This is a genomic window from Sphingomonas sp. PAMC26645, from assembly GCF_004795835.1.
Taxonomy (GTDB): Bacteria; Pseudomonadota; Alphaproteobacteria; order Sphingomonadales; family Sphingomonadaceae; genus Sphingomonas.
Window position 1 is genome coordinate 1,511,225 of sequence record NZ_CP039249.1, and the last position, 16,964, is coordinate 1,528,188.

Annotated in this window: 10 protein-coding genes; 5 read left to right on the forward strand and 5 right to left on the reverse strand. The window is 65.3% G+C overall.

From position 1 onward, the window contains the following. Positions 1-16 precede the first annotated feature (16 nt). The 3 genes from E5673_RS07115 to rpoB form a co-directional block, all read right to left on the reverse strand. Complete coding sequence (locus E5673_RS07115; RefSeq protein WP_136189442.1) at positions 17-1,300, reverse strand: glycosyltransferase; 1,284 nt, start codon at positions 1,298-1,300, stop codon at positions 17-19. Positions 1,301-1,858: 558 nt separating this feature from the next. Then, a complete protein-coding gene (gene rpoC / locus E5673_RS07120; RefSeq protein ID WP_056060318.1) occupies positions 1,859-6,145 on the reverse strand; it encodes a DNA-directed RNA polymerase subunit beta' in 4,287 nt (1,428 codons plus the stop codon). 169 nt (positions 6,146-6,314) lie between these two features. After that, positions 6,315-10,469, reverse strand: coding sequence for a DNA-directed RNA polymerase subunit beta (gene rpoB, locus E5673_RS07125; RefSeq protein ID WP_136189443.1), 4,155 nt, complete (start codon positions 10,467-10,469; stop codon positions 6,315-6,317). Positions 10,470-10,833: 364 nt separating this feature from the next. Between rpoB and E5673_RS07130 the strand changes: the two genes are divergently transcribed. Beyond that, a complete protein-coding gene (locus E5673_RS07130) occupies positions 10,834-11,316 on the forward strand; it encodes a hemerythrin domain-containing protein (protein ID WP_136189444.1) in 483 nt (160 codons plus the stop codon). 157 nt (positions 11,317-11,473) lie between these two features. Here the strand turns inward: E5673_RS07130 and E5673_RS07135 are convergent, their stop codons facing one another. Continuing rightward, entirely contained in the window at positions 11,474-12,220 is a 747-nt protein-coding gene (locus E5673_RS07135; RefSeq protein ID WP_136189445.1) for a M15 family metallopeptidase, read from the reverse strand. Between the two features lie 47 nt (positions 12,221-12,267). On the opposite strand from E5673_RS07135, the gene E5673_RS07140 reads away from it, so the two are divergent. From E5673_RS07140 to E5673_RS07155, 4 genes are all read left to right on the forward strand, one after another. Continuing rightward, a complete protein-coding gene (locus tag E5673_RS07140; protein ID WP_136189446.1) occupies positions 12,268-12,987 on the forward strand; it encodes an RNA pseudouridine synthase in 720 nt (239 codons plus the stop codon). A gap of 15 nt (positions 12,988-13,002) precedes the next feature. Continuing rightward, complete coding sequence (gene arfB, locus E5673_RS07145) at positions 13,003-13,428, forward strand: alternative ribosome rescue aminoacyl-tRNA hydrolase ArfB (RefSeq protein ID WP_136189447.1); 426 nt, start codon at positions 13,003-13,005, stop codon at positions 13,426-13,428. Positions 13,429-13,698: 270 nt separating this feature from the next. Then, on the forward strand, positions 13,699-14,193 hold the full coding sequence (locus E5673_RS07150; protein ID WP_136189448.1) for a GAF domain-containing protein: 495 nt from the start codon (positions 13,699-13,701) through the stop codon (positions 14,191-14,193). Positions 14,194-14,318: 125 nt separating this feature from the next. Then, positions 14,319-15,437 (forward strand): RcnB family protein, encoded by a 1,119-nt coding sequence (locus E5673_RS07155; RefSeq protein ID WP_168711582.1) that lies wholly within the window; start codon positions 14,319-14,321, stop codon positions 15,435-15,437. An 18-nt stretch (positions 15,438-15,455) separates the two neighbouring features. On the opposite strand, the gene E5673_RS07160 is transcribed toward E5673_RS07155, so the two are convergent. Beyond that, the gene (locus E5673_RS07160; RefSeq protein WP_136189450.1) at positions 15,456-16,880 is read right to left on the reverse strand and encodes a hypothetical protein; all 1,425 of its coding nucleotides are present in this window, start codon (positions 16,878-16,880) and stop codon (positions 15,456-15,458) included. Between the last annotated feature and the right edge of the window lie 84 nt (positions 16,881-16,964).

Consider the following 16,964-nt stretch of genomic DNA (forward strand, 5'->3'; position numbering starts at 1 on the left):
AGAACTGTCGACGAAGTCAGCCGCGCTCATCGACGAGCGCCGCGATCGCGTCCGCGGCGGCCTCTGCACCGTTCTCCAGCGCAACCTGCGCGCCGACCTGCGCGGCCTTCTCGCGCATCCGGTCGGTCAGGATGGCGGTGATCGCGGCACCAGCACGCGCGATCGTGAAGTGCTTCGACGACAGCGTCTTGCCGACCCCGATCGATTGGATGCGGTGCCCGTTGTCGTATTGATCGCCCATATGCGGGACGACGAGTTGCGGCTTGCCTGCCCGTAGCGCCTGGCCGGTGGAGCCCGCGCCGCCATGATGGATGATCGCGCAGGCTAGCGGGAACAGCATTGAGTGCGGCGCATAGCGGCAGACATGGACGTGTTCGCTCGCTGCTGCCTGATCGTCGCTACCGGTCAGTAGTACCGCGCGCAGCCCGAGCGTTCGCGCGGTCAAGGCTGCAGTGGCGTAGAAGTCGCCCGGCGCAAACGTCGCGAAGGATCCCAGCGTGAAGACCAGCGGCGATGGGCCGGCAGCGAGAAACGCCTCGAGTGCGGGATCGAGCGTTTCGGGGGCGCCCGTATCGCTGTCGAATATCGCAAAGCCGGTAACGCGCGCGATGTCCGGCAGATCAGGCTGGCGCGGCGCGATGGCCGGCGAATAGCAGCACAAGGTCAGGTCTGCGCTCGCAGGCGTCTCGAGCAGCAACGCCTGGCGTGACGGCGGCAGGCCGCGTGTCTTGCGAACCGCATCGACGGGGCGTCCATACCGATGTCGCAGGACGCCGCGCATGACCCGGTACACGGACCGGTTCCAGGCGCGACCGATCGGTCCGGTCGGTGCGTGGGCCATCATCGCGAAGTCGGGCGTGCGGGGTGGCGCATGGGCGGAGAAGGTCGCCATCGGCTGGAGCAGGACGTTGACCAGCGGCACGCGGCGCGTCTCCGCAACGATCGGCGCGGCGAACACGAACAGCGAGGCGACCATCGCGACTGCCCCCTCCATCGCGTCGTCCAGCGCCGTCGTGCTGTCGGCCAGCCACGGCATCAGGATGCGGTTCATCAGATAAGTCTGATCCGACATGATCCGCTTTGCGACCTGGTCGGGCGGCATGCCCAACGTCTCGGTCAGCGCGTCGAAGCCACCGACGATGGCTACGCCGGTGAGGCCCGCGGCTTGGACCTTGGCGACGTGATCGGCAGGAACCGCCAGCACGACCGTGAACCCTCTGGCCTTCAGCGCAAGGCCGATCGCGATGAAGGGATGCAGGTCGCCGAGCGAGCCGATCGTGGCGAGGACGATCTTTCGCATCGGCTCTGTGTTGTCCTTCCCGGTCGCGAATTTCCACGGCACCCGCCGCAGCCGTACAGCGGGAATGCGACTCCTTTGTTGCGGGGAATTGCCGGTGCCGTGGCGCGGGGCATGAAGCCAGATGCGCTGGGGGTAGGGCCGATCTACGGTCAGTTCGAACCGCAAGATCATATTTCCCCGTCATGCCGAACAAGTTCCGGCACCCACGGTGGCGCAAAACCAAAAGACTTTGTCTTGCGGAGGTGAACGCCGGACCGCGTCGGTATCCCTCTCGAGTAAGAGCCGCCCCGCAGTTCGACGGCGGCACCTTCTTGTTCTCCCGCGAAGGCGGGAGCCCAGTCTGGATCCCCGCCTTCGCGGGGAAACAGCTTGCCTTACAGCTGTACCCTCCGAACCCATCAAACCGACCGGGAAATTCTGGACTGAAGCTCTTCAAAAGTCCTGAAGGTCGATCGGTCCTTCTCTGCATCTGCGCCCCAAAACGAAAAAGGCCGCCGCCCGGTGTCCCCGACGGCGGCCTTTCCCTTAGTCAGCGCCGAAGGCGTCTGACGAAACCGATTACTCGGTCTCGTTCAGATACTCGCCGGCATCCGCGTCGGTGCCGGTGCCCGAGGTGACGACCGCTGCGAGCGGATCCTCACCCGTGCCGCCTGCATCGCGCGGCGAACGTGCCAACTCGGCAGCATGCTCGTCGGCAGCCGACATCGGTGCCACGATCGACACCTCCGCCATCTTGCGCTGCTGGACGCGCATCGCGGCGTCGCGGCTGTTGGCCACGACACGCAGGCGGTTGAGGCCTGCACCGGTGCCTGCCGGGATGAGCCGGCCGACGATCACGTTCTCCTTCAGGCCCATCAGCATGTCCTGCTTACCCTGGACCGCTGCCTCGGTGAGGACGCGGGTGGTCTCTTGGAACGACGCCGCCGAGATGAAGCTGCGGGTCTGCAGCGACGCCTTGGTGATGCCGAGCAGGATGGGCTTGCCCTGTGCGCGGGTCTGCTTCTTCTCGAGCTTCTCGTTGGTCGCGTCCATTTCCTCGCGATCGACCTGCTCGCCCTTCAGCAGCGTGGTGTCGCCGCCGTCGGTGATCTCGACCTTCTGCAGCATCTGACGAACGATCGTCTCGATGTGCTTGTCGTTGATCTTCACGCCCTGGAGACGATAGACCTCCTGGATTTCCGACACGAGATACTCGGCGAGGGGTTCGATGCCCATCGTCTCGAGGATGTCGTGCGGATCGGGCGAGCCGCCGATCAGGTTATCGCCGCGCTTGACGTAATCGCCTTCCTGGACGTCGATCACCTTCGACTTCGGCACCAGATACTCGACGACGTCGCCGCCATCCTCAGGCTGGATGCCGATCTTGCGCTTCGCCTTGTAGTCCTTGCCGAACACCACGCGGCCCGAGATCTTGGCGATGATCGCCGAGTCCTTGGGGATGCGTGCCTCGAACAGCTCGGCGACACGCGGCAGACCACCGGTGATGTCGCGCGTCTTGGCGCTTTCGCGGCTGACGCGGGCCACGACGTCGCCGCCGAACACCTGTGCGCCGTCCTCGACCGACAACGTCGCGCCGATCGCCAGCATGTAACGACCGGTCTCGCCCGACGTCTCGTCGAGCAGGGTCATGCGCGGACGCAGATCCTCCTTCGACTTGGTCGCCGCACGATATTCGATCACGACGCGCTGCGCGATGCCCGTGGCTTCGTCGGTCTGCTCGGTGAGCGTCTTGCCCTCGATCAGGTCGACATACTTGATCGTGCCCGGGTTCTCCGTGATCACCGGCATGGTGAACGGATCCCACTCGGCCATCCGATCGCCGCGCGACACGATGTGACCATCGTCGAACAGCACATACGCACCGTAGGGGATACGATCGACCGAGAGCTCGCGGCCGTCCATGTCGACGATCGCGATTTCGCCCGAGCGGCTGAGCACCACGCGACGGCCACGCTGGTCGACGATGATACGCAGATCGCGGAACTGCACCGTACCGTCGGCATGCGCCTCAAGGTTCGACGTTTCGTTGAGCTGCGCCGCACCACCGATGTGGAACGTACGCATCGTCAGCTGCGTGCCCGGCTCACCGATCGACTGCGCGGCGATGACGCCGACAGCTTCACCGATGTTGACCGGCGTACCGCGGGCGAGATCGCGCCCGTAGCACTTGCCGCAGACGCCGATCTTCGACTCGCAGACCAGCGGGCTGCGGATCTTGCACGACTGCGTACCCAGGCCTTCGATCGTCGTGATCATCGGCTCGTCGAGCAGCGTGCCCGACGGGATGACGACCTTGCCGGTCTTCGGATCGACGATGTCCTCCGCGGTCGTACGACCGAGGATGCGCTCGCCGAGCGATGCGATGGTCGAACCACCCTGAAGAATGGCCTTCATCTCCAGCGCGCGGGTCGTGCCGCAATCCGGTTCGATGATGACGCAGTCCTGCGACACGTCGACCAGACGACGCGTCAGGTAACCCGAGTTCGCCGTCTTCAACGCCGTATCCGCGAGGCCCTTGCGAGCGCCGTGGGTCGAGTTGAAGTACTCGAGGACGGTCAGGCCTTCCTTGAAGTTCGAGATGATCGGCGTCTCGATGATCTCGCCCGACGGCTTGGCCATCAGGCCACGCATACCGGCAAGCTGCTTGATCTGCGCCTGCGAACCACGAGCACCCGAATGGGCCATCATGTAGATCGAGTTGATCGGCTTTTCACGGCCGGTCTCCTCGTCGACCTTCACCGCACGGATCTCGTCCATCATGGCGTTCGCGACCTGGTCGCCGCAACGGCTCCAGGCGTCGATCACCTTGTTGTACTTCTCCTGCTGCGTGATCAGACCGTCCTGATACTGCTGCTCGAAGTCCTTCACGAGCGCCTTGGTGTCGTCGACCAGACCAACCTTGGCGTCCGGAATGATCATGTCGTCCTTGCCGAACGAGATGCCGGCGCGAAACGCGTGGCGGAAGCCGAGCGACATGATCGCGTCGGCGAACAGCACGGTCTCCTTCTGGCCGGTGTGACGATAGACCTCGTCGATCACGTCGCCCACGTCCTTCTTGGTGAGGAGGCGGTTGACGGTGTCGAACGGCACCTTGTGGCTATGCGGCAGGCACTCGCCCAGCAGCATGCGGCCCGGGGTCGTCTCGTACCGCTTGAGGTACTGCTTGCCCTTCTCGTCGGTCTGCGGAACGCGGCTGATGACCTTGGTGTGCAGCGTGACCGCCTGGGCGTTCAGCGCCTGATGCACTTCGGCCATGTCACCGAGCAGCATCCCCTGGCCCGGCTCGTTCTCCTTCATCATCGACAGATAATAGAGACCGAGGACCATATCCTGCGACGGAACGATGATCGGCTTGCCGTTGGCGGGCGACAGGATGTTGTTCGTCGACATCATCAGGACGCGCGCTTCGAGCTGGGCCTCGAGGCTCAGCGGGACGTGCACGGCCATCTGATCGCCGTCGAAATCGGCGTTGAACGCGGAGCAGACCAGCGGGTGAAGCTGGATCGCCTTGCCCTCGATCAGAACCGGCTCGAACGCCTGGATGCCGAGACGGTGAAGCGTCGGCGCACGGTTCAGCATGACCGGATGCTCGCGGATCACCTCGTCCAGGATGTCCCAGACTTCCTTGCGCTCCTTCTCGACCCACTTCTTCGCCTGCTTCAGGGTCATCGACAGACCCTTCGCATCGAGACGTGCGTAGATGAACGGCTTGAACAGCTCGAGCGCCATCTTCTTCGGCAGGCCGCACTGGTGCAGCTTCAGCTCAGGCCCGGTCACGATGACCGAACGACCCGAATAGTCGACGCGCTTGCCGAGCAGATTCTGACGGAAGCGGCCCTGCTTGCCCTTGAGCATGTCGGACAGCGACTTCAGCGGACGCTTGTTCGCGCCCGTGATCGTGCGACCGCGGCGACCATTGTCGAACAATGCGTCGACGGCCTCCTGGAGCATGCGCTTCTCGTTGCGGACGATGATGTCCGGCGCGCGGAGCTCCATCAGGCGCTTCAGGCGGTTGTTGCGGTTGATCACGCGGCGGTACAGATCGTTCAGATCCGACGTCGCGAAACGACCACCGTCCAGCGGCACCAGCGGGCGCAGCTCGGGCGGGATGACCGGAACGACCTCGAGGATCATCCACTCGGGGCGGTTGCCCGAATCGATGAAGCTCTCGACGACCTTCAGGCGCTTGATGATCTTCTTGGGCTTCAGCTCGGACTTGGTGACCGCGAGCTCTTCGAGCAGCGCGGTACGCTCACCGACGAGGTCGAGCGATTCGAGCATGATGCGGACCGCTTCGGCACCGATACCGGCCGAGAACGCGTCCTCGCCATACTGGTCCTGCGCGTCGAGGAGCTCGTCCTCGGTCATCAACTGGTACTTCTCGAGCGGGGTCAGGCCCGGCTCGATGACGATGTACGCCTCGAAGTACAGCACGCGCTCGAGCTGCTTCAGCTGCATGTCGAGCAGCAGGCCGATGCGCGACGGCAGCGACTTCAGGAACCAGATGTGCGCGACCGGGGCGGCGAGCTCGATATGGCCCATCCGCTCGCGGCGGACCTTCGAGACGGTGACCTCGACGCCGCACTTCTCGCAGACGATGCCCTTGTACTTCATGCGCTTGTACTTGCCGCACAGGCACTCATAGTCCTTGATCGGACCGAAGATGCGCGCGCAGAACAGACCGTCACGCTCGGGCTTGAACGTGCGGTAGTTGATGGTCTCGGGCTTCTTGATCTCGCCGAACGACCACGAACGGATCTTGTCCGGGGACGCGATGCCGATCTGGATCTGGTCGAACGTCTCGGTCTTGGCGACCGGATTGGCGAAGGGGGTCATCTCGTTCATGAGCTGTCCTTAGGAAAAATCTTCCCCCCTACCGCTTGCGGGAGGGGGAGGGGCCCAGCCTCTTCAGGCTGGGAGGGGGTGGGCGCCCGGCATCGACGTCGCGCTTCGCTGCCGGCCGGGAGCCCACCCCTCGGTCCCCTCCCGCAAGCGGGAGGGGAGGGCAAAGGAACTACTCCGCCGCGATCTGGATGCCGTCGCTGTCGAAGCCGGGCTCCGACTGCTTCAGGTCCACATTCAGGCCGAGCGAGCGCATTTCCTTGACGAGCACGTTGAAGCTCTCCGGGATGCCGGCCTCGAACGTGTCGTCGCCCTTGACGATCGCCTCGTAGACCTTGGTGCGGCCGACAACGTCATCGGACTTTACCGTCAGCATTTCCTGCAAGGTGTACGCCGCGCCGTAGGCCTGGAGCGCCCAGACCTCCATCTCGCCAAAGCGCTGCCCACCGAACTGCGCCTTACCACCCAGCGGCTGCTGCGTGACCAGCGAGTACGGCCCGATCGACCGTGCGTGGATCTTGTCGTCGACCAGATGGTGGAGCTTCAGCATGTAGATGTAGCCCACCGTCACCTTGCGATCGAACTGATCGCCGGTGCGGCCGTCGAACAGGTCCGACTGCCCCGACGTGTCGAGGCCCGCCAGCGCCAGCATCGCCGACACATCGGCTTCGCGGGCACCATCGAACACCGGCGTCGCCATCGGCACGCCGCCCTTCAGGTTCTTAGCCAGCTCGACGATCTCGTCACCCGTGCGGGCGTCGATCTCGGCGTGATACTGCTCGCCGTACACCGTCTTGAGACGATCACGGACCGCCTCGGGCATCGCACCCGGCTTGGCGTCCGGATTCTCTTCACGCCACGTCTCGAGAGCCGCGGTGATCGACTGACCCAGGCCACGTGCGGCCCAGCCCAGATGCGTCTCGAAGATCTGCCCGACGTTCATGCGCGACGGCACGCCCAGCGGGTTGAGCACGATATCGACCGGCGTACCGTCGGCGAGGAACGGCATGTCCTCCGCCGGCAGGATGCGGCTGATGACGCCCTTGTTGCCGTGACGGCCGGCCATCTTGTCGCCCGGCTGCAGCTTGCGCTTCACCGCGACGAACACCTTGACCATCTTCAGCACGCCCGGCGACAGCTCGTCACCACGCTCCAGCTTCTCGCGACGATCGTGGAACTTGTCGGTGATCAGCTTGGACGCATCGTCATACTGGATCTTGACCGCTTCCAGATCGCTCTGGATCTTGTCGTCGGCGACCGCGAACTTCCACCACTCGTGGCGGTCGACGCTGTCGAGCAGATCCATGTCGATCACGACGCCCTTCTTGACGCCCTTCGGCGCCGAGGTGGCGGTCTGGTCGAGCAGCATCTCGCGAAGACGCGACCAGGTCGCACGGTTCAGGATCGAACGCTCGTCGTCCGAATCCTTCTTCAAGCGCTCGATCTCTTCGCGCTCGATCGCCATCGCGCGCTCGTCCTTGTCGATGCCGTGACGGTTGAAGACGCGAACGTCGACGACCGTACCCGACACGCCCGGCGGCAGGCGCAGCGACGTATCGCGCACGTCGCTGGCCTTCTCGCCGAAGATCGCACGGAGAAGCTTCTCCTCCGGCGTCATCGGCGATTCGCCCTTCGGCGTGATCTTGCCGGCGAGAATATCGCCCGGCTCGACCTCTGCACCGATGTAGACGATGCCCGCTTCGTCGAGGTTGCGAAGCGCTTCCTCGCCGACGTTCGGGATGTCGCGCGTGATGTCCTCAGGCCCAAGCTTCGTATCGCGGGCCATCACCTCGAACTCGTCGATATGGATCGACGTGAACACGTCGTCCTTCACGATCCGCTCGGAGATCAGGATCGAATCCTCGTAGTTGTAGCCATTCCACGGCATGAACGCGACGAGGCTGTTGCGACCCAGCGCCAGCTCGCCGAACTCGGTCGACGGACCGTCGGCGAGCACGTCGCCTGCACGAACCGCATCGCCCACCTTCACCAGCGGACGCTGGTTGATGCAGGTCGACTGGTTCGAACGCTGGAACTTCATCAGCGTGTAGATATCGACGCCCGACTTGCCGGCATCGATCTCGCCGGTTGCACGGATCACGATACGCGCTGCGTCGACTTGGTCGACGATGCCCGCACGCTTTGCCGAGATCGCAGCACCAGAGTCACGCGCGACCGTCTCTTCCATGCCGGTGCCGACGAACGGCGCCTCGGCCTGGACGAGCGGCACGGCCTGACGCTGCATGTTCGAGCCCATCAGCGCGCGGTTGGCGTCATCGTTTTCCAGGAACGGAATGAGCGATGCGGCGACCGAGACGAGCTGCTTGGGGCTGACGTCCATCAACGTGATGTTGTCGGGCAGCGCCATCAGGAATTCGCCAGCCTGACGCGACGACACCAGCTCCTCGACGAAGCCGTTCGACGAGTCGAGCTCGGCGTTGGCCTGCGCGATCGTGTGCTTGGCCTCTTCCATCGCCGACAGATAGACGACGTCGTCGGTGACCTTGTGGTCGACGACCTTGCGGTATGGCGTCTCGATGAAGCCGTACTTGTTCACCCGCGAGAAGCTTGCGAGCGAGTTGATCAGACCGATGTTCGGGCCTTCCGGCGTCTCGATCGGGCAGATGCGGCCGTAATGCGTCGGATGAACGTCGCGGACTTCGAAGCCAGCGCGCTCACGCGTCAGACCACCTGGTCCAAGTGCCGACACGCGACGCTTGTGGGTGACTTCCGACAGCGGGTTGGTCTGATCCATGAACTGCGACAGCTGCGACGAGCCGAAGAATTCGCGGACCGCGGCAACCGCAGGCTTCGCGTTGATCAGGTCGTTCGGCATGACCGTCGACACGTCGACCGACGACATACGCTCCTTCACGGCGCGCTCCATGCGGAGCAGGCCGACGCGGTACTGGTTCTCGAGCAGCTCGCCGACCGAACGGACACGACGGTTACCGAGGTTGTCGATATCGTCGATTTCGCCCTTGCCGTCCTTGAGGTTCACGAGCGTCTTGATGACCTCGAGAATGTCCTCGGTGCGCAGCGTCGTCACGGTGTCCTCGACGTCGAGGTCGAGACGCATGTTGAGCTTCACGCGGCCGACGGCCGACAGGTCGTAGCGATCCGGATCGAAGAACAGACCCGAGAACAACGCCTCGGCGGTCTCCAGCGTCGGCGGCTCGCCGGGGCGCATCACGCGGTAGATGTCGGACAGCGCCTGCTCACGCTCCTCGGCCTTGTCGACCTTGAGCGTGTTGCGGATCCACGGACCCGTTGCAACGTGATCGATGTCGAGCAGGTCGAGACGCTCGATGCCTGCCTGGTCGAGCAGTTCGAGGTTCTCGGACGTAACTTCGTCACCGGCTTCGATGTAAATGCGGCCGGTCGACTCGTCGATCAGGTCATAGGCGCTGTAGCGACCGAAGATTTCTTCAGTCGGGATCAGCAGGTCGGTGAGACCATCCTTGAACGCCTTGTTGGCAGCGCGTGGGGAAATCTTCTGGCCGTTCGGGAACACGACTTCGCCGGTCTTCGCATCGACGATGTCGAACATCGGCTTCTGGCCACGCCAGTTCTCGACCTGGAACGGAACGATCCAGCCACCCTGGCCGCGGACGAACGTCACGCGGTTGTAGAAATAGTTGAGGATCTCTTCCGACGTCATGCCGAGCGCGTAGAGCAGCGCCGTCACCGGCAGCTTGCGCTTGCGATCGATGCGGACGTTGACGATGTCCTTCGCGTCGAACTCGAAATCGAGCCACGAACCGCGATACGGGATCACGCGCGCCGCGAACAGGTACTTGCCCGATGCGTGCGTCTTGCCGCGATCGTGATCGAACAGCACGCCCGGCGAACGATGCATCTGGCTGACGATGACGCGCTCGGTGCCGTTGATGAAGAACGTGCCGTTCTCGGTCATGAGCGGCATGTCGCCCATGTACACGTCCTGCTCCTTGATATCGATGACCGACTTGGCCTCGGTATCGGGATCGACCTCGAACGCGGTCAGGCGCAGCGTGACGCGCATCGGCGCAGCGTAGGTGATGCCGCGCTGGCGGCATTCCTCGACGTCGAACTTCGGCGGCTCAAGGACGTAATCGTCGAAATCGAGATAGGCGGTGCCGGCGAAATCCTGGATCGGGAACACGCTGCGCAGCGTCTTCTCGAGACCCGAGACGTGGCCGATCGACTTGTCCGAGCGCAGGAACTGCTCGTAGCTCTCGCGCTGGACTTCGATCAGGTTCGGCATCTGCACGACTTCGTGGATGTTGCCGAAAACCTTGCGGATACGGCGCTTTGCAGTGCCGTGTTCGATCGCCTTGGATGCCATAGGTTTATTTTGCCTCGTCAGCCGAAAATTCGTGCTCGGGAACCCCCGAGCGGGACGCACGTTCACGCAAAAAGGCCGCGCGCATCAGGTGCGGCGGCTTTCAGCGTATGAAACCTCGGTATCCAATACGATCGACACGCTGCGCGACGGCATGTCATTTCCCGGATGCTGTGGTGAAAGGCGGATATAGGCGTGGCACGGCCCGATGTCAAAGGGGCCCGCGTCAAACGGTCGTTTCGACACGGGCGCACTGCCGGAAATACTATAGATACCAGGTGCTGGCCAACGCTATCTGCATCCCTGACACGATGTAACGCGTATTTCCAGTATCACCGGGTGGCCTTCGCAAGGAGTAGGCGGCGTCATGAACGACAGGATCGCAGTGCGGACAGTATCCGACCAGGATCGCGCGAACTGGACACGGCTGATCGACGATCACGAGAAGATCGCGGGGCAGTGCGCCGACCTCGTCCTGCTCGCGCGGCAGCCGAGCACACAGAGCGCGCTTGCCTCGCGCAAGCTGATCGAACTTGCCGTTACAGTTGCCGATCACCTCGGCGTCGAGGACGAGATCATCGATCGCACCGTCGTGGCGATGGAGGCGCATTGCTCGGCCGACACGATTGCGATGATGGAAGAGGACCTCGACATCCTCCGTTCGGACTGGAAGGCCTTTATCGGTCGCTGGCTGCCGACGATCTCGCCGAAGGACTGGGCCGCGTTCGGGGTGCAGGCGGAGTCGATGCTCGATCGGTTGTCGCATCAGGTGAAGCTGGAGACTGAGTTGCTGTACGATCATGCGCTGCGTGATGGCGTCGTGCGCCCGGGTGGGCTGGTGCTGCACTGATTGGTGGCGATGAATTGAATCGATCCTCCCCCGGCAGGGGGAGGTGGCTGGCACTCGCCAGACGGAGGGGGAGGTAAGAGCAACGATTGTTGCGTGTTCCTCCCCCTCCGTCACCATCGGTGCCACCTCCCCCTGGCGGGGGAGGATCGGAAGAGCGTTAGCGCCGCTTCTTCTTCGAAGGCACGACCACCACCGGCGCCACCGGCAACGGCGGCTGAACCGTAACCTTCACCACCAGCGGCAAAACCCCCGGATCCGCCGGATACTCCCGCCGAGCCCGCGCAAACACGAACCGGGCCTTCGCCGCACCGGGCGCACTCTCGCTCGCGCCGACCCAGCGCCAGTGCCACGGCTCCCACTTCACATGCTGCTTGTTCCCACCTGGAAAGCTCTGCTCGAACCCAAACCGCGGCGCGTTCATCCGCAGCCAGCGCGCCGCAGGCGTAGCGGCCATGCACGCCTCCGCATCGGGACACCCGTTCGCCGGACGCACCGCGAAATCCAGCGCATAGCCGGTGGAGTGCTCGCTATACCCCGGCGGGGCGACCGAGATCGCGCGGTCCGCCGGGCTGCTCGTCTCGCCGCGACAGAAGACGCTGCGTTGGCGCGCGATCGACCGCTGGCACGACAGCGCACGAAGCTGGCCCATTACCGAGGGATCGCCCTGCGCCGCCGCGAACAGCCGCAGGAGGTCGGGCAATATGTCGGCACGTACGACGCAAGGATTGCCGACCGAATACGCCGACGGCAGCGTCACCAGCTCGGTTTCGGGCGCATCGCCGTACGGCAAATGCCCGAACGCACGACCGTCCGGCGCGATCGCCGCGCTCTGTCCCTCGCACAATTGTGCTTCCGAGATCGTGGGGGCGAAGAGGAGCGCGAGGGCCAGCGTGCGGTGCAACATCGACGCGGCTCTGGCACGCAGGCGCTAATGATGGCAAGGGCGGCGGCATGCATGGTGAACGCGTACTCTTCCTCGACGGCGAGGCCCTGGTGATCGACAAGCCCGCAGGGCTGCCGGTCGATCCGCCCCGCGATGGCTCGCTGAGCCTCGAAAATCATCTCGAAAGCCTGAAGTTCGGCTTCCAGCGCTGGCCGAAGGCGGTGCACCGGCTCGACCGCGACACGAGCGGCTGCCTCTTGTTGTCGCGCAACCCCAAGGCGCATGCCCGGTTGCAGCAGGCATTCGAGCAGGGCCTCGTTTCGAAACGCTACGTCGCGCTGCTCGACGGCGTGGTCGAGGGGACGTCCGGCCTGATCGAGATGGCGCTCGGCAAGGTCAGCACGGCCGAGACCGGCTGGCGGATGGTCGAGGACCCGAACGGCAAGAAGTCGCGCACCAACTGGCGCGTGCTGGAAATCAAGGACGGCCGCTCGCTGGTCGAGTTCCTGCCCGAGACTGGCCGCACGCACCAGATTCGCGTGCATGCTGCGAGCGGCCTCGGTGCGCCGGTGGTCGGCGACGGCGTGTACGGCAAGGCGGACGGCCTCGGCATGATGCTGCACGCGCAACGCTTGATCGTGCCGCGCCCGGGCAAACCCGACGTGCTAGCCGAAGCACCGCTCCCCGAGCGGTTCGCCATGGCAGGTTTTGCCGACGAGGCGGCTTCGGTTACCAACGTCGCTCCGGCTGCCGATGCGGCAACGACGCCCGACTCCGCCGACGACTGAGCGGGCGAGGGACCGATGGTGGCGATCCCGATCACCCGATCGATCTCGATCGACGACAGCGAACTGATCGAGAGCACGACGCGCTCGGGCGGTCCCGGCGGTCAGCACGTCAACACCACCGACAGCGCGGTCATCCTGCGCTTCGACGTCGGCCTGTCGCCCAGCCTGCCGCTGGCGGTGAAGAACCGTATCGCCGTGCTCGCCGGATCGCGCCTCACGCGCGACGGCGTCCTGGTGCTGCGCAGCGAGGGCTCGCGCTCGCAACTGCTCAACCGCCAGGAAGTCCGCGAACGCCTAGTCGCCTTGATCAGGGAGGCGACAATCGTCCCGAAGGCACGCCGAGCGACCAAGCCGTCGAAGGCGGCGAAGGCGCGGCGGGTCGATACGAAGAAGGTGCGGAGCGGGGTCAAGGCGGGGCGGGGCAAGGTCCGCGACGACTGAGGGCGCCACCTATGGCCGTCTCGCTAACGTCCGTCGGCCAGCCTAGCGCACGACCTTGTAATCCTCCCCCGCCAGGGGGAGGTGGCTGGCGCTAGCCAGACGGAGGGGGAGGCACGCGATGTCGAGTGTTCCGTGTCCTCCCCCTCCGTCGCCTGCGGCGCCACCTCCCCCTGGTGGGGGAGGATCGTCACATTGCCGCTGCGTCACCCCAGCTTTTGCTGGGTGACGGATTTGGGGGAGCGTTAGCTGCCTCTCAATCAAGGAAGACAGATGTACCAGTTCGATATCTCCGCCGGCACCAAGGCCGATCTCTACCGCGACCTCCTCGCCGCACTCGACGCGCTGACCGCAGACGAGACCGACCCGATCGCCAACATGGCCAACGCCGCCGCACTCGTGTGGGAATATCTCCCCGACCTCAACTGGGCGGGCTTTTACCGCCTCGTACCCGATGCGCAGGGGGGTGAACTCGTCCTCGGCCCGTTTCAGGGCAAGGTCGCCTGCATCCGCATCCCGGTCGGCAAGGGCGTCTGCGGTGCCGCCGCCGCGACACTGACGACGCAACTGGTCGAGGACGTCCACGCCTTCCCCGGCCACATCGCCTGCGATGCCGCCAGCCGCTCCGAACTGGTGGTGCCGGTGACGAAGGACGGCATCCTGATCGCAGTGCTCGACCTCGACAGCCCCGAACCCGCGCGATTCGATGCCGAGGATGCGGCGGGGTGCGAGGCGCTGGCGGCATTGCTGGCCGAGCGGCTTGCCTAGCACGTACTGACGCGCCCCGTTTCGGGACAGCACGCCTTCTGGCGACTCCCCCGCACACTTGGTAAGCAACGCGTTAAGATATCCGGCGTTTGCGCTGGATCGGGTGGCAAACCAGGGAGATGGACATGCGGAGGCTTTTGATCGCGAGCGCGGGGCTGGTGTTGGCAAGCGGTGTCGCGGACGCGCAACGTCCCGGCGCAAGCTATCCCGCGCCCGGTACCGCCCCCGGCACTGCAATGCAGGCGCCGATGGCCCGTCCCGGCGATCCCGGTCCAATCGCCGCGCAGATGCCCGTCGTGCAGGCGCCGACCCGGCCGGTCGCTGCGCCGCGGTCCTCGCGCTGGGGCAGCAAGGTCGGCGGGCGCTGGTGGGCAGGTGCCAACGCCCCCGGTGGCTGGGCAGGCTATCGCCGCCCGCATCGCGGCTGGGCCGTACCCGCCTATTGGAATGCGCCGCGCTTCCACGTCGGCGACTGGTCGAACTACGGCCTCGCACAGCCACCGCAGGGCTATAACTGGACGCGCTACTACGACGATGCCGTGCTGATCGACGCGCGGGGGTCGGTCTACGATACGACGAGCGACATCGACTGGGATCGGACCGGCGGTGGCGGCTATGTCGCAGCCGATCCACGCGCCTATTCGCGCAACGACACCGTCTATGCGAGCCCGAGCGACCGCGGCTACGTCCAGCCCTACGCAGATCGTCCGGCGCCGCGCCGTGACACGGGTCTGGGTGGCGCCGCGATTGGCGCGGTCGCGGGCGGCGCCGCCGGCAACGTCATCGGTGGTCGTGGCAATCGACTCGGCGGGACGTTGATCGGTGCAGGAGTCGGTACTGCGACCGGCTATGCGATCGATAAGGCCGAAGATCGCGGTCGCCGAGCACCGCCGCCACCGGTTCGTGGTTATGGCGCCGGCTATGCACCGCCGCCGGCCTATGCAACGGATGCGGTCGATTATGCCCCGGACTATGCCGCGCCGTCCTATGCGGCCGACTACCCGCCGCCACAGCCGTCCTATGATGCCGGATACCCGCAACCCGGTCGTTATACCGTGGCACCGGGCGGCACCTGGACATCGCCCGACGGCGTTACGACGGTGACGACGACCAGTGGCCAGGCGTATCCTGCCGGTTCGACGACCGTGATCGTGCAATCTGTGCCGGTGACCACGACGACGACCACGACCGAATATTACGACACCGTGTCCCGTCCGCGCAGCACGGTGCGTCGGCGGCGCTGACCTGCGGCTTGGGAGCCCTCAGCCGAGCATGCCTGCATAGGTCTGCGGCGGCTGGGGCAGCATGACGCGTGCAGCGGTCCCGCTGGCGACGACGAGAACGAGCGCACTCGCGCCGACCGCGAGTATCCTTCGCGGCGGCGCGCGATCGGCGAGCAGCACGACGGCCACCGCGGTCGCGATCATCGGCCACAGGTGATAACGCAGGTCCGACGCGATGCTCAACACCGCGAAGCTCGCCTCGAGTGCCAGCGCGGATACGAGCAACGTGGTAGCGAGATCGCGGACCGGATCGCGCGGACGCGACGGGCTGGCGGCCAGCGCGGTGATCGCGACGACGACCCAGGCGATCGGCCAGCCCAGCGGTGTCTCGACGACGACCGCGGTCAGCGCCTCCCACGCGCGCGCGCCGGCACCGGGATTGGCGAGCCCGAGCGTGTTCGGCTCGGACGCTGCAGGCGGTGCTGCGCTCGGCCAGTGGAATGGGACCAGCCAGCGGACGGTCGAGTTCAGGTGCGCGAGACGGTGTCCGGCATAGGCGATCGGATGATGCAGCGCCGCCGAAGCCAGCGTGACGTACAGCGCCCCGGTCGGCAGCGCGCGCAGCCGTGCCATCGCCGTCCCGCAATGCGCCTCGTCGCCGAGCGGATCCCAAAAGAACGGTTTCGCACAACCCCGGGCGATCACGGTCGCAGCCTCTGACTGCGTGAGGCCGGTGGTGTCGCTGGTCGGGACACGCGCGGCAATGCCGGCAATGTCGTAGAGCGCCTGGGTCGCCTCGACGCCGCTAGGTTGCGCGCGGAGCAGACGGTGGTTCACGACAGGCGCGACTCCGAGCACGAGCACCACCGCAATGAAGCCGGTTGCAAGCTTTGCCACAGGGCGAATCGGGCGCGGGGCGAGAGTGACGAGCAATGGGACGACGATGAAGACGGCGTTCGCGCGGATCAGCACGGCGTAGGCGAGCAGCAGCGCGACCGGAACCAACATCGCGCCGGGCAGCGGACGGCGCGCAAGCCGCCACCAGCCGATGATCCCGACTGCCGCGAGCAGCGCACCGGCGAGTTGCGCGTCCTTGAGAACGACGCCCTGCCAACCGAGGAAGGGCGGCAGCAGGCCGATCGCGAGAATGGCGATGGCGCTACGCGAACGCCCTAGTCGGGCTAGCGCGGCCGCGATCATGCCAAGGCCCAGCCAATAGGTGACGAGTTGCAGGACCAGCATCGGCGTCGCACCGGGGCCGAACGCCGCGAGCAGCGCCCAGACGCGCGCCATCGCCGGCGGGTGCCAGTCGTCGTACACGCCCGACAGGACCTGCCGGTATTGTGCGACGGTGTCGTACATCGCCGTGCCCGGCCAGAACAGGGCGAGCGATGCGATGCACAGCGTGGCTGCGGCTATGGCGATGTAGCGCTGTTGGGAGCGAGCGGCAGGTTCGATCGACATTCGCGGGTCCTGCACGTTGAGGTCTTAGCCGCAAGATCCTTCCAGCGGGACCTGATGGCTGGCGCGACCTTTCGGTGCGTCACA

Coding starts and splice junctions, on each gene's coding strand:
- E5673_RS07155 (WP_168711582.1), top strand. CDS start 14,319: ATGCGGAGGCTTTTGATCGCGAGCGCGGGGCTGGTGTTGGCAAGCGGT.
- E5673_RS07130 (WP_136189444.1), top strand. CDS start 10,834: ATGAACGACAGGATCGCAGTGCGGACAGTATCCGACCAGGATCGCGCG.
- arfB (WP_136189447.1), top strand. CDS start 13,003: ATGGTGGCGATCCCGATCACCCGATCGATCTCGATCGACGACAGCGAA.
- E5673_RS07135 (WP_136189445.1), bottom strand. CDS start 12,220: ATGTTGCACCGCACGCTGGCCCTCGCGCTCCTCTTCGCCCCCACGATC.
- E5673_RS07140 (WP_136189446.1), top strand. CDS start 12,268: ATGCATGGTGAACGCGTACTCTTCCTCGACGGCGAGGCCCTGGTGATC.
- rpoB (WP_136189443.1), bottom strand. CDS start 10,469: ATGGCATCCAAGGCGATCGAACACGGCACTGCAAAGCGCCGTATCCGC.
- E5673_RS07150 (WP_136189448.1), top strand. CDS start 13,699: ATGTACCAGTTCGATATCTCCGCCGGCACCAAGGCCGATCTCTACCGC.
- rpoC (WP_056060318.1), bottom strand. CDS start 6,145: ATGAACGAGATGACCCCCTTCGCCAATCCGGTCGCCAAGACCGAGACG.
- E5673_RS07160 (WP_136189450.1), bottom strand. CDS start 16,880: ATGTCGATCGAACCTGCCGCTCGCTCCCAACAGCGCTACATCGCCATA.
- E5673_RS07115 (WP_136189442.1), bottom strand. CDS start 1,300: ATGCGAAAGATCGTCCTCGCCACGATCGGCTCGCTCGGCGACCTGCAT.